The 23,200-nt window shown below is 67.0% G+C and carries 20 protein-coding genes and 1 tRNA gene; 18 read left to right on the forward strand and 3 right to left on the reverse strand.

Translation table 11 applies throughout. The features are described 5' to 3' along the window. Positions 1–77 precede the first annotated feature (77 nt). Entirely contained in the window at positions 78–1,418 is a 1,341-nt protein-coding gene (glmM, locus tag AC6CH2_RS01285) for a phosphoglucosamine mutase (RefSeq protein WP_498267602.1), read from the forward strand. 388 nt (positions 1,419–1,806) lie between these two features. Here the strand turns inward: glmM and AC6CH2_RS01290 are convergent, their stop codons facing one another. Then, on the reverse strand, positions 1,807–3,666 hold the full coding sequence (locus tag AC6CH2_RS01290; RefSeq protein WP_498267603.1) for a DUF3413 domain-containing protein: 1,860 nt from the start codon (positions 3,664–3,666) through the stop codon (positions 1,807–1,809). A 280-nt stretch (positions 3,667–3,946) separates the two neighbouring features. Here AC6CH2_RS01290 and AC6CH2_RS01295 point away from each other — a divergent pair, with 280 nt between their 5' ends. Beyond that, positions 3,947–4,882, forward strand: a complete 936-nt coding sequence (locus tag AC6CH2_RS01295) for an isopenicillin N synthase family dioxygenase (RefSeq protein WP_498267604.1) — start codon at positions 3,947–3,949, stop codon at positions 4,880–4,882. 470 nt (positions 4,883–5,352) lie between these two features. Here the strand turns inward: AC6CH2_RS01295 and AC6CH2_RS01300 are convergent, their stop codons facing one another. Beyond that, complete coding sequence (locus AC6CH2_RS01300) at positions 5,353–6,501, reverse strand: trypsin-like serine peptidase (protein ID WP_498267605.1); 1,149 nt, start codon at positions 6,499–6,501, stop codon at positions 5,353–5,355. Between the two features lie 524 nt (positions 6,502–7,025). Beyond that, a complete protein-coding gene (locus AC6CH2_RS01305; protein ID WP_498267606.1) occupies positions 7,026–7,562 on the reverse strand; it encodes a DNA-deoxyinosine glycosylase in 537 nt (178 codons plus the stop codon). A gap of 162 nt (positions 7,563–7,724) precedes the next feature. Here AC6CH2_RS01305 and tpiA point away from each other — a divergent pair, with 162 nt between their 5' ends. The 16 genes from tpiA to AC6CH2_RS01385 all read left to right on the forward strand — a co-directional run bounded on the left by tpiA (position 7,725) and on the right by AC6CH2_RS01385 (position 23,068). Beyond that, positions 7,725–8,477, forward strand: coding sequence for a triose-phosphate isomerase (gene tpiA / locus AC6CH2_RS01310; protein WP_498267607.1), 753 nt, complete (start codon positions 7,725–7,727; stop codon positions 8,475–8,477). Positions 8,478–8,550: 73 nt separating this feature from the next. Continuing rightward, complete coding sequence (secG, locus tag AC6CH2_RS01315) at positions 8,551–9,045, forward strand: preprotein translocase subunit SecG (protein ID WP_498267608.1); 495 nt, start codon at positions 8,551–8,553, stop codon at positions 9,043–9,045. Between the two features lie 122 nt (positions 9,046–9,167). Further along, positions 9,168–9,252: transfer RNA gene (locus AC6CH2_RS01320), tRNA-Leu, on the forward strand. Positions 9,253–9,430: 178 nt separating this feature from the next. Continuing rightward, positions 9,431–9,787 carry an NADH-quinone oxidoreductase subunit A gene (locus AC6CH2_RS01325; RefSeq protein WP_031370881.1) on the forward strand — a complete coding sequence of 119 codons (357 nt, stop codon included), beginning with the start codon at positions 9,431–9,433 and terminating at the stop codon, positions 9,785–9,787. Continuing rightward, positions 9,778–10,365, forward strand: a complete 588-nt coding sequence (locus AC6CH2_RS01330) for a NuoB/complex I 20 kDa subunit family protein (protein WP_435395773.1) — start codon at positions 9,778–9,780, stop codon at positions 10,363–10,365. The genes AC6CH2_RS01325 and AC6CH2_RS01330 overlap by 10 nt, the downstream gene beginning before the upstream one ends. Further along, positions 10,362–11,081 carry an NADH-quinone oxidoreductase subunit C gene (locus tag AC6CH2_RS01335; RefSeq protein ID WP_498267609.1) on the forward strand — a complete coding sequence of 240 codons (720 nt, stop codon included), beginning with the start codon at positions 10,362–10,364 and terminating at the stop codon, positions 11,079–11,081. The genes AC6CH2_RS01330 and AC6CH2_RS01335 overlap by 4 nt, the downstream gene beginning before the upstream one ends. A 20-nt stretch (positions 11,082–11,101) precedes the next feature. Further along, positions 11,102–12,391 carry an NADH-quinone oxidoreductase subunit D gene (locus AC6CH2_RS01340; protein ID WP_435395787.1) on the forward strand — a complete coding sequence of 430 codons (1,290 nt, stop codon included), beginning with the start codon at positions 11,102–11,104 and terminating at the stop codon, positions 12,389–12,391. A 157-nt stretch (positions 12,392–12,548) separates the two neighbouring features. Beyond that, entirely contained in the window at positions 12,549–13,076 is a 528-nt protein-coding gene (gene nuoE / locus AC6CH2_RS01345; RefSeq protein ID WP_498267610.1) for an NADH-quinone oxidoreductase subunit NuoE, read from the forward strand. Between the two features lie 11 nt (positions 13,077–13,087). Further along, entirely contained in the window at positions 13,088–14,452 is a 1,365-nt protein-coding gene (nuoF, locus tag AC6CH2_RS01350; protein WP_435395776.1) for an NADH-quinone oxidoreductase subunit NuoF, read from the forward strand. Between the two features lie 133 nt (positions 14,453–14,585). Beyond that, entirely contained in the window at positions 14,586–16,817 is a 2,232-nt protein-coding gene (gene nuoG, locus AC6CH2_RS01355) for an NADH-quinone oxidoreductase subunit NuoG (RefSeq protein ID WP_498267611.1), read from the forward strand. 5 nt (positions 16,818–16,822) lie between these two features. Continuing rightward, positions 16,823–17,899: an NADH-quinone oxidoreductase subunit NuoH gene (nuoH, locus tag AC6CH2_RS01360; RefSeq protein ID WP_498267612.1), complete on the forward strand. Its 1,077-nt coding sequence runs from the start codon at positions 16,823–16,825 to the stop codon at positions 17,897–17,899. A 13-nt stretch (positions 17,900–17,912) separates the two neighbouring features. After that, a complete protein-coding gene (gene nuoI / locus AC6CH2_RS01365) occupies positions 17,913–18,401 on the forward strand; it encodes an NADH-quinone oxidoreductase subunit NuoI (protein WP_435395779.1) in 489 nt (162 codons plus the stop codon). Positions 18,402–18,412: 11 nt separating this feature from the next. Continuing rightward, entirely contained in the window at positions 18,413–19,051 is a 639-nt protein-coding gene (locus AC6CH2_RS01370) for an NADH-quinone oxidoreductase subunit J (protein WP_435395780.1), read from the forward strand. Next, positions 19,048–19,374 carry an NADH-quinone oxidoreductase subunit NuoK gene (nuoK, locus tag AC6CH2_RS01375; RefSeq protein WP_057918244.1) on the forward strand — a complete coding sequence of 109 codons (327 nt, stop codon included), beginning with the start codon at positions 19,048–19,050 and terminating at the stop codon, positions 19,372–19,374. The genes AC6CH2_RS01370 and nuoK overlap by 4 nt, the downstream gene beginning before the upstream one ends. Positions 19,375–19,380: 6 nt before the next feature. Further along, positions 19,381–21,531, forward strand: coding sequence for an NADH-quinone oxidoreductase subunit L (gene nuoL / locus AC6CH2_RS01380; protein ID WP_498267613.1), 2,151 nt, complete (start codon positions 19,381–19,383; stop codon positions 21,529–21,531). Between the two features lie 19 nt (positions 21,532–21,550). Beyond that, entirely contained in the window at positions 21,551–23,068 is a 1,518-nt protein-coding gene (locus tag AC6CH2_RS01385; protein WP_435395782.1) for an NADH-quinone oxidoreductase subunit M, read from the forward strand. Positions 23,069–23,200: the final 132 nt, after the last annotated feature.

Here is a 23,200-nt window from a genome sequence, read left to right on the forward strand (position 1 = left end):
GTCTTCGTTCCTTTCCCGATCACATCCAGCGCGCGCGTCCAGGTGCGACGCGTCGCGCTACCTGGAGGTTGAACTGTATGGCACGTAAGTATTTCGGCACCGACGGCATCCGCGGCCGGGTCGGCGAGGGCCCCATCTCGGCCGATTTCGTCCTGCGCCTGGGCAACGCCTACGGCCATGCGCTGATCCGGCGCGGCTGGCGCAACCCGATGGTCATCATCGGCAAGGACACCCGCATCTCCAACTACATGTTCGAGGCCGCGCTCGAAGCCGGCCTGGTCGCCGCCGGCGTCGACGTGCAGTTGATGGGCCCGATGCCGACTCCGGCGGTCGCCCATCTGACCCGTTCGCTGCGCGCCGACGGTGGCATCGTCATCTCGGCCTCGCACAACCCGCACTACGACAACGGCATCAAGTTCTTCTCGGCCGAAGGCGAGAAGCTCGACGACGAGACCGAACTGGCGATCGAAGCCGCGCTCGAGGAACCGTTCCAGACCGTCGAATCCGAACGCCTCGGCAAGGCCGTGCGCACGCGCGACGCCATCGGCCGTTACCTGGAAGCCTGCAAGAACTCGGTGCCGCGCGGTTTCGACCTCAGCGGCATGCGCATCGCCATGGATTGCGCCAACGGCGCGACCTACCAGAGCGGCCCGCTGGTGTTGAGCGAGCTCGGCGCCCGGGTCGATGCGATCGGGATCGAGCCGAACGGCCTCAACATCAACGACGGTGTGGGCTCGACCCATCCGCAAACCCTGGTCGAGCGCGTGCGCGCGACCGGCGCCGACCTCGGCATCGCTTTCGACGGCGACGGCGACCGCGTGCTGTTCGTCGACGGCGAAGGCCGCATCTGCGACGGCGACGACCTGCTGTACGTGCTCGCCACCGATTGGCAGGACAGCGGCCGCCTGCAGGGCCCGGTGGTCGGCACCCTGATGACCAACTACGGCCTGGAGCGCGCCTTCGAACAGCGCGGCATCCCGTTCCTGCGCGCCAAGGTCGGCGACCGTTACGTGCACCAGCAATTGATCGCCCACGGCGGCGTGCTCGGCGGCGAAGCCTCCGGCCACCTGCTGTGCCTGGACCGCACCAGCACCGGCGACGGCATCGTCAGCGCGCTGCAGGTGCTCGAAGTGCTGGGCCGTCGCGGCCTGAGCCTGCGCACCGCGCTCGAAGGCCTGAACCGCGTGCCGCAGAAGACCATCAACGTCCGCTACGAAGGCAGCAACAAGCCGACCGAAGCGGCCTCGGTGCAACAGGCCCTGGCCCAGGCCGAAGCCGCCGTGGCCGGCCGTGGACGCGCCTTCCTGCGCCCCTCCGGCACCGAGCCGGTGGTGCGGGTGACCGTCGAGGCCGACGAAGCCACCCTGATGCAGACCACGCTAGACACCTTGGCCAACGCCGTACGCGCCGCCGTCTAACGTTGCGAGCGCGGCAACGATCGCACCGGTGCGCAGGCGCCGGTGCGATTTTTTTGTCCTGCTTAAGCTCATGTAGGAGCGACGTAAGTCGCGACCGTGATCTATCCGGCTTTGCGCGGCCATCGGCGACCCCGCGGTCGCGGCTCGCGCCGCTCCTACCCAAGAGCACGCAGCTTTGGGGCAGGAGCGACCGTGATATATCCGACCTTGCGTGGTAATCGGCGCCCGCGTTCGCGGCTCGCGCCGCTCCTACCCAAGAGCACGCAGCTTTGGGGCAGCAGCGACGCAAGTCGCGACCGTGATCTATCCGGCTTTGCGCGCCATCGGCCGCCCCGCGGTCGCGGCTCACGCCGCTCCTACTAGGGAGACATGGCCTTCCGCGCGGCCCTCAACGCTGCTGAAACCGCGTCAGCATTTCCCAGGACTGGCTGACCGCGGCCGGATCGACCTTGGCGTCGGGCAGCGGGCGGTACTGGCGGTCGACCACGGTGGCGGCGCCGTAGTTGTCGAACAGATAGATCCGGTCGCCCTGGCGGATGCCGCGCTGCGACCAACTCTCCACCAGCAGCGGGCGCGAGGGCTGCCCCGGGCCGAACAGATCGCGGCCGGTGCTGTAGTCGGCGCTGTCGTTGCGGCAGCCGAGCGCATGCCGCATCAGGGTCGGCACCAGGTCTTCGTGCGAGGTGGTGTGGGCGATCTTCTGCGGCGCCTTGCCCGGCCAATGCAGCACGAACGGCGTGCGTAATTGATAGTCGGAGAAATTGCCGTTGTGGCCCCAGTAATTCTGCTTGAGGTCGTTGAATTCCTCGCCGTGGTCGCCGGTGATCACCACGACCGTGTTGTCGGCGAAGGGGCCGGCCTGGAGCCGGTCGAGGAAACGGCCGATCAGCTCGTCGCTGTAGCGCACCGAGGTGCGGTAGCGATTGAATTCCGGAGTCGGGTCGTGGTCCGGCCCGAATTCGAACACGTTGATTTCTTTCGCCATCGGCTGGAACGGCGAGGCATAGCCTTTGGGCATGTAATACGGCTGGTGCGGCGAATCCAGGAACACGAAGCCGAAGAAGCGCCGGCCGGTCGCGGTCGCGGCGATGTCGGCCTGCAGCCGTTCCAGGATCGCCTGGTCGCGTTCGGCGCTCTTGCGCTCTCGCGGGCCGTTGACGATGTGCTCGCGCACTTCCGAGAACGCGGTGCGGTCGAACTCCGGGTTGTACAACGGCGCGCTGCCGTAGATGTGCATGCCGTAGCCGTCGCGCTTCATCTGGCCGATCAGGGCCGAGCCGCGCTGTTCGGCGAGCATCTTGTGCCAGTAGCCGCCGGGCAGGCCGTAGAGCAGGCCGAACACGCCGAAGCGGGTGGCGTTGCCGGCGCTGTAGTGATCCTGGAAATTCAGCGACTGCTGCGCGTAGCGCCAGGTGTTCGGCATCACCTCGGGGGTGAGCACGTCGTAGCGCAGCGATTCGAGCAGGATCACCACCACGTTGAGCTTGGGCTGGGCCTCGCACTGCAGCGGCCGGCGCGGGTAGGCCAGCAGGCCTTCGCCCTCGCTCGGCAGGTGCGCGGACTCGCCGTTGCCGACGCCGAAGCGATGCAGCGCGTCCTTCAGGGTGATCGGTTGCGCCCACGGGATGTAGGGCAGTTGCGACATCACCGTGCGATCGCCGCGGGCGTCGTAGTAGGCGACCATGCCCTGGCCGACCAACATCACCGCGGCCGCGATCCACCAGGCCTTGACGATGCCGAGCATGCCGGGCCGGCGTTCCAGCACGCGCCACCACAGCCAGGCGGCGAGGATCTCCAGCGCCAGCACCGAGCCGATCGCGAGCGCGATCAGCCCCCAGACCGTACCGGAAAACACCACTTGGTCCTGCATCGCGCCGCCGAACACCATGTTCGCGACCATGGCGTTGAGGTGGAAGCGGTACAGGGCGAAAACCTTGGCGTCGGCGACCAGCAGGCACAGCCAGGCCGATTGCAGCAGCACCGCAGCGACCGTCATCCAGCGCAGGCGCCGGCCGATCCAGCCCAGCAGCAGCGGCACCACGCCGAGCAGGGCGCCGAAGAACAGGAAATGTCCGGGCAGGGCCACGGTCAGGAAGAACGCGGCCTTCCAGTGTTGGGCCAGGTGGCCGAAGGGGATGTTGAACCCGGCGATCGCGATCGCCGCCGCCGCATTGGTCAGGGTGAACCCGGTCAGCCAGGCCAGGGCGCGACGCACCGTGAAGGCTGGGCGGGCGGCTAGGTCATCCATCTAAGGCGCGTTCTCGGGCGGGCGGTGGCGCTGCCGGTCAACAGCGCCGGGTCGGGGCGCGACTTTATCGTGTAACACAGCCGTGGAGAACCGCCGGAGGAAGGGGGAGGGTGCCGCGCGGGATGGCGTTCATCCCGGCTGGCCGGGCTGTCCGTGCGGGCGGCCTGCGAAGCTGGGCTTGTGTCCATGGGGCGGCCGGCTGCGCAGGCCTTGCACGCAACCGCCGGCTTTGAGCGAAGATAGCGTTCTGCCCGGAAGAAACATCAACAGGAACGTCAACGTGAGTCAGATTCCCACCCTGGACATCCGCCGCTTCGACACCGACCGCGACGCCTTCGTCGCCGAGCTCGGCGCGGCCTATCGCGAATGGGGCTTCGCCGGCATTCGCGGTCACGACATCTCGGACCAGCAGATCGACCGCTCCTACGACGTGTTCAAGCGCTTTTTCGCCCTGCCCGAAGAGGTCAAGCGCAAGTATCACGTCGCCGGCGGCGGCGGCGCGCGCGGCTACACCCCGTTCGGCGTGGAGACCGCCAAGGACTCCAAGCATTTCGACCTCAAGGAGTTCTGGCACGTCGGCCGCGAGATCCCGCGCGACTCCAAGTACGCCGCCGAGATGCCGCCGAATCTGTGGCCGGAGGAGATCCCCGATTTCCGCGAGCAGGCCTATGGCCTGTACCAGTCGCTCGACCGCCTCGGTTCGCGCGTGCTCAGCGCGCTGGCCCTGCACATCGGCCTGCCCGAGCAATATTTCGCCGACAAGACCGATTCGGGCAACTCGATCCTGCGCCCGATCCACTATCCGCCGATCACCACCGATGACATCCCCAACGTGCGCGCCGGCGCCCACGAGGACATCAACCTGATCACCCTGCTGGTCGGCGCGAGCTCGGCCGGCCTGGAAGTGAAGTCGCGCAAGGGCGAGTGGGTGCCGTTCACCGCCGATGCCGACACCATCGTGGTCAACATCGGCGACATGCTGCAGCGCCTGACCAACCACGTATACCCCTCGACCACCCATCGCGTGGTCAACCCGCCGGGCGACAAGGCGCGCCAGCCGCGCTACTCCACGCCGTTCTTCCTGCATCCGAACCCGGATTTCCTGATCGACGTGTTGCCCTCGACGATCACTCCGGACAACCCCAGCCGCTACCCCGAGCCGATCACCGCCCAGGGCTACCTCGAAGAGCGGCTGCGGGAGATCAAGCTCAAGTAGGAGCTCGGGGGTTCCGGCTCGGGAGTCGATGTTCGGGACTGGGGACTCGGGACTCGGGACTCGATGGTCGGGATTGGGAACTGGGGACTCGTGAAGCGGGGAGGCGTAATGTCGGGGGAGGTCGGCGTGCTTCGGCTGTTGCTCGTCATCCCCGCGAAGGCGGGGATCCAGGGCTCCATCGCGACATCGCTCTGAAGTCTCCGGATGTTCGGCTACGCCGAGAAGGCGGCGCCCGGCTTCGCGGAAATGACGAAGCATTCGATCCCCGTATCGCCCTGAAAGAAAAGCCCGCCAACCGGCGGGCTTTCCTTTAAACGCGTTGGGGCCGGAGTTCCCTCTCCGAATTCCTACAGCGGAAATTCAAGCCCCGGGCCCCGGGCCCGAATCCCGAGCCCCGAATCCCGAATCCCGAATCCCGAGTCCCGAGTCCCGAGTCCCGAGTCCCGAGTCCCGAAAGAGTCCCGAAAGAGTCAGCACCCGATCGCCGTGCACAGCGGCACGATGTTGTCGTCGTTGAAGCGGGCGCCGACCCAGGCGGTGCCGAAGGCGCCGATGTGCGGGCCGCTGACCACGCTGTTGACGTGGTTGCCGCTGCTCGAATTCGGCGTGTAATTGATCAGCCAGCCGCCGCCGCTGGCGCCGTAGGTCATGTCGCAACCCTGGACCAGGACGTTGGTGCCTTCGGTCGGCGAGTCGTAGGTCTGGCCGGCGCAGATATTGGTATACTGCGTGCTCAGGTTGCTCGCGTAGCCGTGCGAGTAGGTGTACAGCGAGTAAGGCTGGTTCCAGGCGCGGCCGAGCCAACCGACGTAGCTGGTCACCGGCAGGCCGCTGGTCTGCTCGCCGGTCAGCTTGATCACCGCCACGTCCCAGCGGCGGGTGCCCGAGCTGATCCAGTTGGTCGGCACGCGCGCGGCGCTCCAGCCGAACTTGCCGTACGGCGCCACGCCGTAGCGCTCGGCCGGCACGAACAGGAAGTTCGAGTTCCAGCCCTGGCCGAACGAGTACACGCAATGCGCGGCGGTCACCAGCACCGAATTGCCGCTGGCCACGTTGGCGGTGCAGTACGAGGTGCTGCCGTTGGGCTTGGTGAAATACAGCTTGCCGATCTTGTTCCACGGCGAGGCCTGCCACTGGGTGGTGTAGTAGTTGCCGAGGAAGCGCGTGTAGGGATAGTGGGCGCCGTCCTTCTCCGAGGAGATGGTGGCGTCCGGCGCGGCGCCCTGGCGCTTGTCGAGCGCTTCGAGCTTGTCCCAACTGGCGCGGAAATGGCTGCGCGCCAGGTAGTTGCCGAAGGCCGGGGCGCTGCCGCCCGGGGCGCTGCCGGCGGCACGCACGAGCTTGTCGGTCAGCTCGGCGGCCTGCGGCGCCGCGTCGCCGCCGCGGTCGATCCAGACCATCGGTTGGGCCGCCGCGCGCTGGCGTTCGGTCGCGAACGGATGGGCGTGAGCGTTCTTGGCATTGAGCTGCTGCGACTTCGGCGCGTCGATCGCGGCGATGTCGCCCTGCGCGGTGCGGATCACGCGCTCGCCGGCGACGGCCGAGGCGGTGGACGAGAACAGCACGATCGCACTGAAGGCGGCGAGCTGCAGGATGGAGCGATGGCGATGGATCTTCATGGTGGAACTCCTTGTGGTAGCGCTTCCCTGAGGGATGAACGGGTCGGTCCCTGTGCGACCGCTCGCGCTCCGACCCGGGCGGCGCGAACGGCGTTTCGGCGCTGCGGCGCCGATCGCGACGACGGCGCAGCGACTTCCTGTTGGCGCGGACGAAAGGCTCCGCTACCCGCGGCGCCCGCAGGGGCCGCAAGCGATCGATCGAGGGTGGTGGGCGCCTGTCGGGCGGTTCTCCCCAACAAACGGCGCTGCTCTGCAGCGTAGGACAGGGGGCCGGCCGAAAAAAACCGTCCGGCGGAGTCGGAGCGGGGCGCGGACGACCCGGTTTCGCGCGCCTGAAAGCCAGTGGCGGCGCGGGTTTCGGCGCTCCCGCCCCGGTTCGGGGCGCGTCGCGAATGTTGCAGACGTGAATCGCCCGGACCGCGGTTCCGGTGCCGCGGCCGCGTGGCCGGCGATGCTGCCGTTGCGGTTTTCGTGGCCGGATCGGCTGGCGCAGGCGCCGATCGGCCGGGCCGGCCGCCCGGAGCTCAGTCGCGGACCGCGACGCCGGCGTCGCGCAGCGCCTCGCGCCAGGCCGACCACTTGGCCTCGTTGCGCTGCGAAGCGTTGGCCGGGCTGGTCGAGGGCAGCCGGCGCAGGATCAGGTCGGGGCGGGCGAGCGGGCGAAGCACGAAGCGGCGGAAGGCATGCTCGGCCTTGGCGCCGTTGAACAGCACCGTGCGCACCTGCAGATGGCGGGCCAGGAAACCGGCGAAATCGTTGGCGACCGCGGTGTCGTCGCGGATCGCCGAATCCAGGCTGCCCTCGCGCTCGCATTCGGCGAACACGTCCCACAACGCGATTCCGGCCGCGCGAAGGATGTCGAGCCTGCGCGGGTAATCGAGCTCCGGCGCCGCCCCGACCAGGCTGCCCATGATCGGCCAGAACCGGTTCTGCGGATGCGCGTAGTAGCGCCCGGCGGTCAGCGAGGCGGCCCCGGGCATGCTGCCGAGCACCAGTACCCTGGCGTCGGGCGCTTCGACCGGCGGGAAGCTGCGTAGGGTGGGGGAGGGCGTGGGGTTCATGCGGGCGATGAGGCAGGAGTGAGCGAGGACAGGTGAGCCGTCAGTGGGGGCGCAGGCGCTGGAAACGAGTCCGAGAGTTGCTTTGGCTCACTCCTCACGTCTCACTCCTCGTTCCTCGCTGCGCCAATGTAAACTGCGCGCCTCAGCATCAAAGGAGTCGCCATGCGCCGCAGGATCGTCGCCGGAAACTGGAAGCTGCACGGCAGCCGCGAGTTCGCTTTCGCCCTGCTCGACGAAGTCGCAGCGCAGACGCCGCCGGCCGGAGTCGAGCGCCTGATCCTACCGCCGCTGCCCTACCTGGGCGAGCTGATCGAACACTACGGCGAGCGCGGCCTGAGCTTCGGCGCCCAGGACGTCAGCAGCAACGAGAAGGGCGCCTACACCGGCGAAGTCTCGGCCGCGATGCTCAAGGACGTCGGCGCCGGCTACGGCCTGGTCGGCCATTCCGAGCGCCGCCAGTACCACGCCGAAACCAGCGAACTGGTCGCGCGCAAGTTCGCCGCCGCCAAGGCCGCCGGCCTGGTGCCGGTCCTGTGCGTCGGTGAGACCCTGTCCGAACGCGAGGACGGCAAGACCCAGTGGCGCCTGCAGGAACAGCTGACCCCGATCTTCGAACTGCTCGGCGCGGCCGCGCTGGACGGCGCGATCGTGGCCTACGAGCCGGTCTGGGCCATCGGCACCGGCAAGACCGCATCGCCCGAGCAGGCCCAGGAAGTCCACGCATTCATTCGTAGCGAAATCGCTTCGCACGATGCTACAATCGCTGGCTCGCTACCGATCCTTTACGGCGGAAGCGTGAAAGCCGACAACGCCGCCGCGCTGTTTTCCCAGCCGGACGTCGATGGCGGCCTGGTCGGCGGCGCCTCCCTGGTCGCAGCGGACTTCAACGCCATCGCGCTTGCGGCGGCACCCTGATCGAGCGGGCCCGACGAACCTGGCGGGCCCGGCGCGGTCGTAACAAGCAGTCCGAATCGAAGAATCCTTAACGATGCTGTTGTTCCTCAACGTCATCTATGTGTTGATCGCGATCGCCATGATCGCGCTGATCCTGATGCAGCGCGGCGCGGGTGCGCAGGCGGGCTCGGGCTTCGGCGGCGGTGCCTCGGCGACCGTGTTCGGTGCCCGCGGTTCGTCGAACTTCCTGTCCAAGGCCACCAAGTGGCTGGCGATCGCGTTCTTCGTGATCAGCCTGTTCATGGCCTGGCAGGCGAGTCGTACCTCGGTCACCCCGGACAAGCCCAGCGTCGGCCTGATGGGCAGCGTTCCGCAGGCGACGGCTCCGGCCCCGTCGGCGACCGCCGCCCCGGCCTCCGCCACCCCGGCGGCTCCGGCCACCAGCGTGCCGCAGGCGCCGGCAGGCCAGTCCGCTCCGGCGGCGGCGCCCGCTCCGGCGACCCAGGTGCCCGCGGCTCCGGCCGCGACGCCGGTGCAGGTTCCGGCCGAGCAGGCAGCCCCGGCAAAGCAGCCGACTACTGGCGGCTGAGATAAACAGGTTAAAATAGAGTTCCAGCGCCCCGCCGGGATGGTGGGGCCGGTCAGCGATGACCGAGCGGCTTCGCAAGACCCTTACGAAGCCGAAGCCAGGATGGCTTGGTTGGATACAGTGCCCAGATGGCGGAATTGGTAGACGCACTACCTTGAGGTGGTAGCGACTTAGGTCGTGGGGGTTCGAGTCCCCCTTTGGGCACCATTCCAAACCTAGCTTCACACTCCTAGCTCCAAGCAATTCGCAACTCGCACCACGGTACGCAGGTGCGGCACGCACGGCGGGCCGCGACCCGCCGTCCCAACGACTGGGCGCCCGGGCGCCAAGCCAAGGTCGCGGAAACGCGCCCATGTAGCCGAACAAGTAGCCGAGAGAACACCGCGTGCTGGCCGAATACCTGCCGACTCTGTTGTTCCTGATCGTCGCCAGCGTCATTGGCGTCGCCCTGTTGGTAGTAGGCAATACGCTCGGGCCCAAGCGCCCGACTGCGGAGAAACTGTCTCCGTACGAATGCGGCTTCGAGGCCTTCGAAGACGCGCGCATGCAGTTCGACGTGCGCTACTACCTGATCGCCATCCAGTTCATCATCTTCGACCTGGAAATCATCTTCATCGTGCCTTGGGCCACGGTGTTCCGAGACCTCGGACCGATCGGCCTGATCGAGATGGGCATTTTCGCCAGCATGCTCCTGCTCGGCTTCGTTTACGTCTGGAAGAAGGGAGCGCTCGAATGGGAGTGATCCAAACCGTTGGCGACAAGGTTTCGGGCTTGATGCACAACCCGATCCCGGAAGGCCGCCTCGACGACATCCTGCGCCCGGAAGGCGAGAATCCGCTGCTGCAGCAGGGATTCGTGACCACCAATCTGGACACTTTGTGGAACTGGGCGCGCACCGGCTCGATGTGGCCGATGACCTTCGGCCTGGCCTGCTGCGCGGTGGAGATGATGCATGCCGGCGCCTCGCGCCTGGACCTGGACCGGTACGGCGTGGTGTTCCGCCCGTCGCCGCGCCAGTCCGACGTGATGATCGTCGCCGGCACCCTGGTCAACAAGATGGCCCCGGCCTTGCGCAAGGTCTACGACCAGATGCCCGACCCGAAGTGGGTGATCTCGATGGGCAGTTGCGCGAACGGCGGCGGCTACTACCACTATTCCTATGCGGTCGTGCGCGGCTGCGACCGCGTGGTGCCGGTCGACGTCTACGTGCCCGGCTGCCCGCCGACCGCCGAAGCGCTGGTCTACGGCATCCTGCAATTGCAGCGCAAGATCCGCCGCGGCACCAACTTCGGCGAGCACAAGCAGGGCGTCCGCGAATGAGCGCCGCGACCCTTGCCGAGCGTCTGCGCGAACGCTTCGCCGACGCTCTGGTCGTCGTGGCCGAACCGCGCGGCGAACTGACCCTCGAAGTGGCCCCGGCCGCCTGGCTGGCCGCGGCGCGCGCCCTGCGCGACGAGTTCGGTTTCGAGCAATGCGTCGACGTCAGCGGCATCGACTATCTCAGCTACGGCAGCGACGAGTGGGACACCGATGTGTCCTCGGAAGGTTTCTCGCGCGGCGTCGAAGGCAAGAGCGCCGGCCGTTTCCGTTGGGGCGAGTCGCCCAACGGCGACGCCTCGACGCCGGAGCGCCGTTTCGCCGCGGTCGCTCACTTGCTGTCGTACCAGCACAATCATCGTCTGCGCCTGAAGACCTACGCTCAGAACGACGACCTGCCGGTGGTGGCCTCGCTGACCTCGGTCTGGCCGGGCACCAACTGGTTCGAGCGCGAAGCCTTCGACCTGTTCGGCATCATCTTCGAAGGCCATCCGGACCTGCGCCGGATCCTGACCGACTACGGTTTCGTCGGCTATCCGTTCCGCAAGGATTTCCCGCTGATCGGCAACGTCGAAGTGCGTTACGACGCCGACAAGAAGCGCGTGGTCTACGAGCCGGTGTCGATCGAGCCGCGCGTCGGCGTGCCGCGGGTGATCCGCGACGATGCGCGCTACCAGACCGCCGTCGGCGAAGCCGCCCAGCGCGGCGAGGTGAAGTGATGTCCAGTCCCGCCACCACGATGCCGTTCGTCAACAGCGGCACCTCGGGCCTCAACAACGCCGAGATCCGCAACTACACGCTCAACTTCGGCCCCCAGCATCCGGCCGCGCACGGCGTGCTGCGCCTGATCCTGGAAATGGACGGCGAAGTCGTGCAGCGCGCAGACCCGCATATCGGCCTGCTGCATCGCGGCACCGAGAAGCTGGCCGAGTCCAAGCCGTTCAACCAGTCGATCGGCTACATGGATCGCCTGGACTACGTGTCGATGATGTGCAACGAGCACGCTTACGTGCGCGCGATCGAAACCCTGATGGGGATCGAGGCGCCGGAGCGCGCGCAGTACATCCGCACCATGTTCGACGAAATCACCCGCATCCTGAACCACCTCATGTGGGTCGGTTCCAACGCGCTCGACCTGGGCGCGATGGCGGTGTTCCTGTATGCCTTCCGCGAGCGCGAAGAGCTCATGGACTGCTACGAGGCGGTCAGCGGCGCGCGCATGCACGCGGCCTACTACCGTCCCGGCGGCGTCTATCGCGACCTGCCCGAGCGGATGCCGAAGTACAAGGAATCGCCGTGGAAGAAGGGCGGCAGCCTCAAGCGCTTCAACGAGTGGCGCGAAGGCTCGATGCTCGACTACCTGGATGCCTTCACCGACGATTTCCCCAAGCGCGTCGACGAGTACGAGACGCTGCTGACCGACAACCGCATCTGGAAGCAGCGCACCGTCGGCGTGGGCGTGATCTCGCCCGAGCAGGCCCTGGCCTGGGGCATGACTGGTCCGATGATCCGCGGCTCCGGCATCGCCTGGGACCTGCGCAAGAAGCAGCCCTACGCCAAGTACGCCGAAGTCGATTTCGACATCCCGGTCGGCGTCAACGGCGACTGCTACGACCGTTACCTGGTGCGCGTCGCGGAAATGCGCGAGTCCACCCGCATCATCAAGCAGTGCGTGAAGTGGCTGCGCGCCAATCCCGGCCCCGTGATCGTCGACAACTTCAAGGTCGCCCCGCCCAAGCGCGAGGAGATGAAGGACGACATGGAAGCCCTGATCCATCACTTCAAGCTGTTCTCCGAAGGCTATTGCGTGCCGGCGGGCGAGACCTACGCCGCGGTCGAAGCGCCCAAGGGCGAGTTCGGCTGCTACCTGGTCTCCGACGGCGCCAACAAGCCGTTCCGGGTCAAGCTGCGGGCGCCGGGCTTCGCCCACCTGTCGTCGATGGACGAAGTGGTCAAGGGCCACATGCTCGCCGACGTGGTGGCGATGATCGGCACCTACGACATCGTGTTCGGCGAGATCGACCGATGAAGCCGGGACTCGGGATTCCGGACTCGGGACTCGTAGAAGCCGGCTCTGCGCTCGGTGCTGCAGCACTCTCTTTATTTTTTTTCCGCGATCTTCGGAAATCGGACGGCCGGGCCTCGCGTGTCCCGAGTCCCGAATCCCGAGTCCCGGGGGCTCAACAATGAAAGCGACAGGCAATTTCGAAGCCACCCAGCACGTCGATCCGATGCTCGCGCTGTCGGACGAGACGCGTGCGCACATCGATCACTGGCTGAGCAAGTTTCCGCCGGACCGTAAGCGCTCGGCGGTGCTGCAGGGCCTGCACGCGGCGCAGGAGCAGAACGGCGGCTGGCTCAGCGACGAGCTGATCGCCGCGGTCGCCAAGTACCTGGGCCTGCCGCCGGTGTGGGCCTACGAGGTCGCCAGCTTCTATTCGATGTTCGAGACCGAGAAAGTCGGCCGCAACAACGTCGCCTTCTGCACCAACATCAGCTGCTGGCTCAACGGCGCCGAGGACCTGGTCCGGCACGCCGAGAAGAAGCTCGGCTGCAAGCTCGGCGAATCCACCGCCGACGGCCGCATCTTCCTCAAGCGCGAAGAAGAATGCCTGGCCGCGTGCTGCGGCGCGCCGGTGGTCGTCGTCAATGGTCATTACCACGAGAAGCTCGACGCGACCCAGGTCGACGCGCTGCTCGACGGTTTGAAGTGAGGTCGGCCCCGATGGCGCATCACGGTCACCACGATTATTCCAAGGGCTACGGCCCGGTCGGCCCGGCTCCGCAGGAGCATCAGGTCGTCTACACGACGCTGCACTACGAAACCCCCTGGTCGTACGAGAACTATCTCAAGACCGGCGGTTACAGCGCACTGCGCAAGATCCTCAGCGAGAAGACCGACCCGGCGCAGATCGTCGACATGGTCAAGGCTTCGGGGCTGCGCGGCCGCGGCGGTGCCGGCTTCCCGACCGGGCTGAAGTGGAGCTTCATGCCCAAGGGCAGCGGCACCCAGAAGTACATCCTGTGCAACTCGGACGAATCCGAGCCCGGCACCGCCAAGGACCGCGACATCCTGCGCTTCAACCCGCATGCGGTGGTCGAGGGCATGGCGATCGCCTGCTACGCGACCGGTTCGACGGTCGCCTACAACTACCTGCGCGGCGAATTCCATCATGAGCCGTTCGAGCATTTCGAGCAGGCGCTGAAGGAAGCCTACGAGCACGGCTGGCTGGGCAAGAACGTGCTCGGCAGCGGCGTGGACATCGACATCTACGGCGCACTCGGCGCCGGCGCCTACATCTGCGGCGAAGAAACCGCGCTGATGGAATCGCTGGAAGGCAAGAAGGGCCAGCCGCGCTACAAGCCGCCGTTCCCGGCCAATTTCGGCCTGTACGGCAAGCCGACCACGATCAACAACACCGAGACCTACGCCTCGGTGCCGGCGATCCTGCGCAACGGCGCGGAGTGGTTCCTCAACCTCGGCAAGCCCAACAACGGCGGCCCGAAGATCTTCTCGGTGTCCGGCCACGTCAACAAGCCGGGCAATTACGAGATCCGCCTGGGCACTTCGTTCGCCGACCTGCTCGAGCTCGCCGGCGGCGTGCGCGGCGGCCGCAAGCTCAAGGCGGTGATCCCCGGCGGTTCCTCGATGAAGGTGCTGCCGGCCGAGACGATGATGGCCTGCACGATGGACTACGACTCGCTGCAGAAGGCCGGTTCCGGCCTCGGCTCGGGCGCGGTGATCGTGATGGACGAGACCGCCTGCATGGTCCGCGCCTGCCAGCGCATCGCCCGGTTCTATTTCAAGGAAAGCTGCGGCCAGTGCACGCCGTGCCGCGAAGGCACCGGCTGGATGTACCGCATGCTGACCCGCATCGTCGAGAAGCAGGCGACCCTGGACGATCTGCAGATGCTGCGCGCCGCCGCGGGCCAGATCGAAGGCCACACCATCTGCGCGTTCGGCGAAGCCGCCGCGTGGCCGGTGCAGGGCTTCCTGCACCACTTCTGGAGCGAGTTCGAGTACGCGATCGTGAACAAGCGTTTCCTGGTCGACGATCAGGCCGCCGGCAACGTGGAGATGGCGGCATGAGTCGGGTGTCGCCAGCGCGACTCGGGGCTCGGGACCGGGGACTCGGCGCGAAGCCGAACCCGGGCGTCCGAGTGTCGCAGTTCTTGCTTTTTCGAGTCCCGAGCCCCGAGTCCCGAGTCCCGGGAGAGCCAGCATGAGCGCCCAGCCCGTCAACCCGAACCTGCCGCCGGACCACGTCACCGTCTTCATCGACGGGGTCGAGATGGCCGCGCCGAAGGGTTCGATGATCATCCAGGCCGCCGACAAGGCCGGCATCGCGATCCCGCGTTTCTGCTACCACGACAAGCTGGCGATCGCGGCGAACTGCCGCATGTGCCTGGTCGAGGTCGAGAAGATGCCGAAGCCGGCGCCGGCCTGCGCCACTCCGGTGATGGACGGCATGAAGGTCGTCACCCGCAGCGAGAAGGCGCTGAAGTCGCAGCGCAACGTGATGGAGTTCCTGCTGGTCAACCATCCGCTCGACTGCCCGATCTGCGATCAGGGCGGCGAGTGCGAACTGCAGGACCTGTCGATGGGCTACGGCCGCTCGGTCAGCCGCTTCTCCGAGCGCAAGCGCGTGGTGCCCGACGAGGACATCGGCCCGCTGGTCGCGACCGAGATGACCCGCTGCATCCAGTGCACGCGCTGCGTGCGCTTCACCGCCGAGATCGCCGGTACCTACGAACTCGGCGGCATGTACCGCGGCGAGAACCTGCAGATCGGCACCTACGACGGCAAGCCGCTGACCACCGAGCTGTCGGGCAACGTCATCGACGTGTGCCCGGTCGGCGCGCTCACCAACAAGGTGTTCCAGTTCAAGGCGCGTCCGTGGGAACTGACCGCGCGCGAGTCGCTCGGCTACCACGATGCGCTCGGCAGCAACCTGTTCCTGCACGTGCGCCGCGGCGACGTGCTGCGCACCGTGCCGCGCGACAACGAAGCGGTCAACGAGTGCTGGCTGTCGGACCGCGACCGCTATTCGCACCAGGGCCTGTACGCGGAAGACCGCGCCCAGCGTCCGCTCGTCAAGGACGGCGGCGAATGGCGCGAAGCCTCGTGGGACGAGGCGCTCGCCCGCGCCGCGCAGATCCTGCGCGACAACGGCGGCGACAACCTCGGCGTGCTCGCGCACCCGGCGACCTCGAACGAAGAGGGCGCGCTGCTGGCTCGCCTGGCCGAGGCCCTGGGCACCGGCAACCTCGATCACCGCATCTCCCAGCACGACCTGTCCGACGCCGCCGTGGCCGAGACCTTCGCCATGCCGGTCGCCGAGATCGACAAGGCCGACGTGGTCGTGATCGTCGGCAGCAACCTGCGTCACGAGCTGCCGCTGGTGCATCAGCGCGTGCGCAAGGCCTTCATCCGCGGCGCCAAGGTGCACGTGGTCAATCCGGTCGACTTCGATTTCACCTTCGATGTCGCCGGCAAGCGCATCGTGGCGCCGTCGCAGCTCGCCGCCGCGCTCGGCGACGAAGCCCTGCGCGAAGTCGCCAAGAACGCCGCCCATGCGGCGATCGTGGTCGGCGCGCTGGCCGAGAACGGCCCTTACGCCGCCGCCATCCGCGCCGCCGCGAAAGCCTTCGCCGAGGCCACCGGTGCGCGCCTGTGCCGGATTCCGCAGGGCGCGAACGCGGTCGGCCTGGCCCGCCACGGCGTGCTGCCGAGCGCCCGCGACGCGCGCGGCATGCTCGACGAGGCGCGCGGCGCCTACATCGTCTACGGCATCGAGCCGGGCCTGGATTTCGCCGACACCGCCAGCGCGCTGCGCGCGCTCGGCGCGGCCCAGGTGGTGGCCTTCAGCCATTACGCCTGCCGTTCGACCAAGGCCGTGGCCGACGTGATCCTGCCGATCGGCCTGCTGCCCGAGGTCGACGCCACCCTCACCAACCTCGACGGCTTCGAGCAGCGTGCGGTCTGCGGCGGCAAGCTGCCGGGCGAAGCGCGTCCGGGCTGGCGCGTGCTGCGTGCGCTTGGCGGCGAGCTGTCGGCCAAGGGCTTCGAGTTCACCGATCTGGCCGGCCTGCGCGCCGGCCTGCAGACCCGCGAGCTGGCGCCGGCCGCCGGCCGCGCGCCGACGCCGGCGGGCGAGGGCCTGGAGGTTGCGGTATCGACCGCGATCTACCGCAGCGACGCCACCGTGCGCCGCGCGCCCGCACTGCAGTCGCATCCGCTCAATCTCGAACCGCGCGCGGTGCTGCATTCCAGCGACGCCGCCGCGCTCGGGTTTTCCGACGGCGCGGTCGGCAAGTTCAGCGCCGGCGCCGGCACCGCCACGCTGCCGGTCGCGATCAGCGACAAGGTCGCGCCGGGCACGGTCTGGATCGAAAGCGGGCATGGCGCCACCGCGCCGCTCGGCGCCGCCCGCGTCAACGTGGTGAGGGCATGAGCGCGATGAACACTGCCACCGCAATCGCCCAAGTGGTCGATCCCTTCCACGCCTGGCTGGAATCGTTCGGCATGATCGGCACGGTCGCCTGGATCGTGCTCAAGATCCTGCTGATCGCGATGCCGGTGATCGTCACCGTCGCCTTCTACGTGGTCTGGGAACGCAAGCTGATCGGCTGGATGCACGTGCGCCGCGGTCCGATGTACGTCGGCATGGGCATCCTCCAGGCCTTCGCCGACGTGTTCAAGCTGCTGTTCAAGGAAGTGATCCAGCCGACCAAGGCCGAGTCCTTCCTGTACAAGCTCGCGCCGCTGCTGACCCTGGCGCCGGCGTTCGCGGCCTGGGCGGTAGTGCCGTTCGACGCCCAGATGGTGTTGTCCAACGCCAACGCCGGCCTGCTGTACCTGCTGGCGATGACCTCGCTCGGCGTGTACGGCATCATCCTGGCCGGCTGGGCCTCGAACTCGAAATACGCCTTCCTCGGCGCGATGCGCGCTGCGGCCCAGGTGGTTTCCTACGAGATCGCCATGGGCTTCGCCATGGTCGGCGTGATGGTCGGCGCCGGCAGCCTCAACCTCACCGAGATCGTGATGGCGCAGTCCGGCAACGCCGGCGCGCTGGAGTGGTTCGCGCTGCCGATGCTGCCGCTGTTCGTGGTGTATTTCATTTCCGGCGTGGCCGAGACCAACCGCGCGCCGTTCGACGTCGTCGAAGGCGAGTCGGAAATCGTCGCCGGGCACATGGTGGAGTATTCGGGGTCGGCGTTCGCGCTGTTCTTCCTGGCCGAATACGCCAACATGATCCTGATCAGCTTCCTGACCTCCTTGTTCTTCCTCGGCGGCTGGCTGAGCCCGTTCCAGGGCCTGGGCATTCCGCTGCTGTCGGTCGACGGCTGGTGGTGGCTGCTGGTCAAGGTGTTCTTCTTCGCCAGCTGCTTCATCTGGTTCCGCGCTTCGTTCCCGCGCTATCGCTACGACCAGATCATGCGTTTGGGCTGGAAGGTCTTCATTCCCTTGACCATCGCCTGGATCTGCGTGGTCGCGGTGATGGCGTACTACGGCGTGTTCGAGCCGGGACAGTGACACAGGCATCCTAATGAACCGCATCGTTTCCTATTTCAAGAGCCTGCTCCTGATCGAGCTCGCGCAGGGCCTCGGGCTGACGCTCAAGTACCTGTTCAAGCCCAAGTACACGCTGATGTACCCGATGGAGAAGACCCCGCAATCGCCGCGCTTCCGCGGCGTGCACGCGCTGCGCCGCTATCCCAACGGCGAAGAGCGCTGCATCGCCTGCAAGCTGTGCGAGGCGGTGTGCCCGGCGCTGGCGATCACGATCGACTCGGAGAAGCGCGCCGACGGCACCCGCCGCACCACGCGCTACGACATCGATCTGTTCAAGTGCATCTTCTGCGGTTTCTGCGAAGAGTCCTGCCCGGTCGACTCGATCGTGGAAACCCACATCCACGAGTATCACTTCGACCAACGCGGACAGAACATCGTCAACAAGCAGCAGCTGCTGGCCATCGGCGACCGTCTCGAACCCGAGATCGCCGAGCGCCGCGCTGCCGACGCCGCCTTCCGCTGAGTACCCACGATATGGATCTCGCCCAGATCGCCTTCTTCGTCTTCGCTACCGCCGCCACGCTGTCGGCCGCGGCCGTGATCAGCGTCAAGAACCCGGTCCACGCCGCGCTCAGCCTGGTGCTGACCTTCTTCTCGGTGGCCTGCGTGTGGATCATCGCCGGCGCCGAGTTCCTCGGCGTGGCCCTGATCCTGGTCTACGTCGGCGCGGTGATGGTGCTGTTCCTGTTCGTGGTCATGATGCTCGACATCGACGTGGCGCCGTTGCGCGAAGGCTATGTCCGCTATCTGCCGTTCGGCCTGCTGGTCGCGGTGGTGATGCTGGCCGAAATGCTGACCCTGATCGGGGTCAAGGCCAGCCTGGCCACGCCGCTGACCGCGGACGCCGCCGGCGCCTCCAACACCAAGTGGCTGGCGCACGCGCTGTTCACCGACTTCCTGCTGCCGTTCGAGGTCGCCGCGGTGATCCTGACGGTGGCGGTGATCGCGGCGGTCATGCTGACCCTGCGCCGCCGCCCGGGCGCCAAGCACCAGAATCCGAGCGCCCAGGCCCGCGTCCGCGCCAGCGACCGCATCCGCATCATCAAGATGGACGCGGTCAAACCGGCGGTGCCGGCGCCCGCCGAGCCCGCCGCACAGGAGGCCAAGCCATGAGCGAATTCTTCGGGGCCGGTCTCGCCCTGGGCCATTACCTCGCCCTCGGCGCGGTGCTGTTCTGCATCAGCGTCGCCGGCATCTTCCTCAACCGCAAGAACGTGATCGTGTTGCTGATGTCGATCGAGCTGATGCTGCTCGCGGTCAACATCAACTTCGTCGCGTTCTCGCGTCAGCTGGCCGATCCGGCCGGTCAGGTGTTCGTGTTCTTCATCCTGACCGTCGCCGCCGCCGAGGCCGCGATCGGCCTGGCGATCCTGGTCACGCTGTTCCGCAACCGGCGCACGATCAACGTCGCTGAAATCGACACGATGAAAGGCTGATCCGGCATGGAACCCGCAATCTCCAAGTCCATCCTGCTGGCGATCGTGCTCGCGCCGCTGCTCGGCTCGATCGTCGCCGGCCTGTTCGGACGCAAGGTCGGCCGCGCCGGCTCGCACACGATCACCATCCTCGGCGTCGCCGCGAGCTGCGCGATGTCGATGTACGTGCTGTGGCAGCTGGCCGGGCAGGGCGCCTCGCCGTTCAACGAGAACATCTACACCTGGTTCCAGGTCGGCGGTTATGAGGCCCACGTCGGCTTCATGGTCGACAAGCTGACCGCGATGATGATGGTGGTCGTCACCTTCGTCTCGCTGCTGGTCCACGTCTACACCATCGGCTACATGGCCGAAGACCCGGGCTACCAGCGATTCTTCAGCTACATCTCGCTGTTCACCTTCTCGATGCTCATGCTGGTCATGAGCAACAATTTCCTGCAGCTGTTCTTCGGCTGGGAAGCGGTGGGCCTGGTGTCCTACCTGCTGATCGGTTTCTGGTTCAAGAAGCCGACCGCGGTGTTCGCCAACATGAAGGCCTTCCTGGTCAACCGCGTCGGCGACTTCGGCTTCCTGCTCGGCATCTGCGCGGTGATGTGGGCGCTGGGTTCGCTCGACTACGGCACCGTGTTCGCCAACGCGCCGACCCTGGCCGACCGCACCATCCAGGTCTGGGGCGGCGAGCACCCGATCGTCTGGTCGCTGCCGACGGTGATCTGCATCTGCCTGTTCATCGGTGCGATGGGCAAGTCGGCGCAAGTCCCGCTGCACGTGTGGCTGCCCGACTCGATGGAAGGCCCGACCCCGATCTCGGCGCTGATCCACGCCGCGACGATGGTGACCGCCGGCATCTTCATGGTCGCGCGCATGTCGCCGCTGTTCGAGCTGTCGCAGACGGCGCTGAACTTCGTCCTCTTCATCGGCGCCACCACCGCCTTCTGGACCGGCCTGATCGGCATCGTCCAGAACGACATCAAGCGCGTGGTCGCGTACTCGACCCTGTCGCAGCTGGGCTACATGACCGTCGCGCTCGGCGTGTCGGCGTACTCGGCCGCGGTCTATCACTTGATGACCCACGCCTTCTTCAAGGCGCTGCTGTTCCTGGCCGCCGGCTCGGTCATCATCGGCATGCACCACGAGCAGGACATGCGCAAGATGGGCGGCCTGCGCAAGTACATGCCGATCACCTACTGGACCAGCTTGCTCGGCACGCTCGCGTTGGTGGGCACGCCGTTCTTCGCCGGCTTCTACTCGAAGGACACCATCATCGAGGCCGCGCACCATGCCGCACACGGCGAGCACGCCAACTGGGTCGCCCAGTACGCCTATTGGGCGGTGCTGCTCGGCGCGTTCGTGACCGCGTTCTACAGCTTCCGCCTGCTGTACATGACCTTCCACGGCAAGGAGCGTTTCCGCGACGCGCACGCCGGGCACGCTCACGACGGGCACGCTCATGACGATCGCGCCGCGCATGCGCACGACGATCATGGCAAGCACGACCACGGCAAGCATGACGATGCGCACGACGACCACGGCCACCATGGTCCGCACGAGCCGCACGAGTCGCCGTGGGTGGTCACCGTGCCGCTGATCCTGCTGGCGATCCCGTCGGTGCTGATCGGCTTCTTCACCGCCGGCCCGATGCTGTTCGGCACCGACTGGCTCGACTACAAGGTCAAGCAGCTGCCGTTCTTCCTCGGCGCGATCGACCTCGATGCCGCCCGCGACACCATCGCGATGGTCGGCGAGGAGGCCTGGCACGGTCCGGTGGCCTTCGCGCTGCACGGCTTCCAGGCGCCGGCGTTCTGGCTGGCCTTCTCGGGCTTCGCCCTGGCCACGGTCATGTACTGGTGGAAGCCGGACCTGCCGGCCAAGGCGCGCAAGCTGTTCGCGCTGCCGGTGCGCATCCTGGAGAACAAGTACGGCATGGACAATCTGTGGATCGACGGCTTCGCCGCCGGCGGCGTGGGCCTGGGCAAGGCCTCGCGCGCGGTCGACAGCAAGCTGATCGACGGCGCCGTGGTCAACGGCAGCGCGGGCCTGGTCGGCTTCGTCGCCAACCTGACCCGCCGCGTCCAGTCCGGTTACCTCTACCACTACGCCTTCGCGATGATCCTCGGCCTGATTGCATTGCTCGCCGTCGTCATCCGGTTCTGGCACTAATCCGACAAGGACACCCGACGTGACCCCCGTGCCCTTGCTTAGCATTCTGATCTGGCTGCCGATCCTCGGCGGTTTCGCCACCCTCGCGTTCGGCAACGAGCGCGCCAACGCCGCGCGCTGGTTCGCCCTGGTGGTGGCCCTCGTCACCCTCGGCCTGAGCGTGACGATGTTCACCCATGCCGATTTCGGCAGCGCGGCGATGCAACTGGTCGAAGACCACGCCTGGATCCCGACCTACGACATCCGCTACCACCTCGGCGCGGACGGCATCTCCGCGGCGCTGATCGCGCTGACCACCCTGACCTCGACCCTGGTGCTGATCAGCGCCTGGACCTCGATCGACAAGCGCGTCAGCCAGTACTACGCCGCCTTCCTGATCCTCGAAGGCCTGATGGTCGGCGTGTTCTCGGCCCTGGACGCGATGCTGTTCTACGTGTTCTTCGAGGGCATGCTGATCCCGATGTTCATCATCATCGGCGTCTGGGGCGGCCCGCGCCGCGTCTATGCGTCGGTGAAGTTCTTCCTGTACACCTTCCTCGGCTCGGTGTTCATGCTGGTCGGGCTGATCTACCTGTACCTGAAGGGCGGCAGCTGGCAGCTGGCCGACATGTACGCGCTGCAGCTCAACGCGGCCGAGCAGATGTGGATCTTCTTCGGCTTCCTGATCGCCTTCGCCGTCAAGGTGCCGATGTTCCCGGTCCACACCTGGTTGCCGGACGCGCACGTCGAGGCGCCGACCGCCGGTTCGGTGATCCTGGCCGCGATCATGCTGAAGATCGGCGGCTACGGCTTCCTGCGCTTCGTCCTGCCGATCGTGCCGGACGCCGGCCACGAATGGGCCTGGCTGGTGATCGCGCTGAGCCTGATCGCGATCATCTACGTCGGCATGGTCGCCCTGGTCCAGGACGACATGAAGAAGCTGATCGCGTATTCGTCGGTCTCGCACATGGGCTTCGTCACCCTGGGCACCTTCATCGCCTTCGCCCTGGTCCATAACGGCGATGCCCACGGCACCGATGCCGCGCGCCTGGGCCTGCAGGGCGCGATGGTGCAGATGATCAGCCACGGCTTCGTGTCGGGCGCGATGTTCACCTGCGTCGGCGTGCTCTACGACCGCATGCACAGCCGCATGATCAAGGACTACGGCGGCGTCGCCAACGTGATGCCGTGGTTCGCCGCGTTCGTGGTGCTGTTCGCGATGGCCAACTCCGGCCTGCCGGGCACCTCGGGTTTCGTCGGCGAGTTCATGGTCATCGTGGCCAGCTTCCAGCAGCACCCGCTGATCGCGTTCGGCGCGGCCACCACCCTGATCGTCGGCGCCGGCTACACCCTGTGGCTGGTCAAGCGGGTGATCTGGGGCGACGTCGGCAATGCCCACGTCGCCGAGCTCGAGGACATCAACCCGCGCGAAGCGCTGGTGCTGGGCGTATTCGCGGCCGGCGTGCTGGTGCTCGGCCTGTGGCCGAAGCCGCTGACCGACCTGATGGAGCCCGCGATCGCGAACCTGGCCAGCCAGATCGTCGCGAGCAAGCTGTAATGCGCGGGCTTTGCCCGCGCAGAAGTGAGTAGAAGCGAGCAGTGAGGAACGAGTCGGAAGCGCGGGTACCCGCAGCTCACTTCTCACTCCTCTCCACTCGCTCCTAGAGCAAGGCTCCCGAACCGAGCCGGA

This window comes from Lysobacter sp. GQ73 (assembly GCF_059758755.1).

Excerpts from the sequence above, each read along its gene's own strand:
- glmM (WP_498267602.1), top strand. The coding sequence starts at position 78 with ATGGCACGTAAGTATTTCGGCACCGACGGCATCCGCGGCCGGGTCGGC.
- AC6CH2_RS01290 (WP_498267603.1), bottom strand. The coding sequence starts at position 3,666 with ATGGATGACCTAGCCGCCCGCCCAGCCTTCACGGTGCGTCGCGCCCTG.
- AC6CH2_RS01300 (WP_498267605.1), bottom strand. The coding sequence starts at position 6,501 with ATGAAGATCCATCGCCATCGCTCCATCCTGCAGCTCGCCGCCTTCAGT.
- AC6CH2_RS01305 (WP_498267606.1), bottom strand. The coding sequence starts at position 7,562 with ATGAACCCCACGCCCTCCCCCACCCTACGCAGCTTCCCGCCGGTCGAA.
- tpiA (WP_498267607.1), top strand. The coding sequence starts at position 7,725 with ATGCGCCGCAGGATCGTCGCCGGAAACTGGAAGCTGCACGGCAGCCGC.
- secG (WP_498267608.1), top strand. The coding sequence starts at position 8,551 with ATGCTGTTGTTCCTCAACGTCATCTATGTGTTGATCGCGATCGCCATG.
- AC6CH2_RS01330 (WP_435395773.1), top strand. The coding sequence starts at position 9,778 with ATGGGAGTGATCCAAACCGTTGGCGACAAGGTTTCGGGCTTGATGCAC.
- AC6CH2_RS01335 (WP_498267609.1), top strand. The coding sequence starts at position 10,362 with ATGAGCGCCGCGACCCTTGCCGAGCGTCTGCGCGAACGCTTCGCCGAC.
- AC6CH2_RS01340 (WP_435395787.1), top strand. The coding sequence starts at position 11,102 with ATGCCGTTCGTCAACAGCGGCACCTCGGGCCTCAACAACGCCGAGATC.
- nuoE (WP_498267610.1), top strand. The coding sequence starts at position 12,549 with ATGAAAGCGACAGGCAATTTCGAAGCCACCCAGCACGTCGATCCGATG.
- nuoF (WP_435395776.1), top strand. The coding sequence starts at position 13,088 with ATGGCGCATCACGGTCACCACGATTATTCCAAGGGCTACGGCCCGGTC.
- nuoG (WP_498267611.1), top strand. The coding sequence starts at position 14,586 with ATGAGCGCCCAGCCCGTCAACCCGAACCTGCCGCCGGACCACGTCACC.
- nuoH (WP_498267612.1), top strand. The coding sequence starts at position 16,823 with ATGAACACTGCCACCGCAATCGCCCAAGTGGTCGATCCCTTCCACGCC.
- nuoI (WP_435395779.1), top strand. The coding sequence starts at position 17,913 with ATGAACCGCATCGTTTCCTATTTCAAGAGCCTGCTCCTGATCGAGCTC.
- AC6CH2_RS01370 (WP_435395780.1), top strand. The coding sequence starts at position 18,413 with ATGGATCTCGCCCAGATCGCCTTCTTCGTCTTCGCTACCGCCGCCACG.
- nuoK (WP_057918244.1), top strand. The coding sequence starts at position 19,048 with ATGAGCGAATTCTTCGGGGCCGGTCTCGCCCTGGGCCATTACCTCGCC.
- nuoL (WP_498267613.1), top strand. The coding sequence starts at position 19,381 with ATGGAACCCGCAATCTCCAAGTCCATCCTGCTGGCGATCGTGCTCGCG.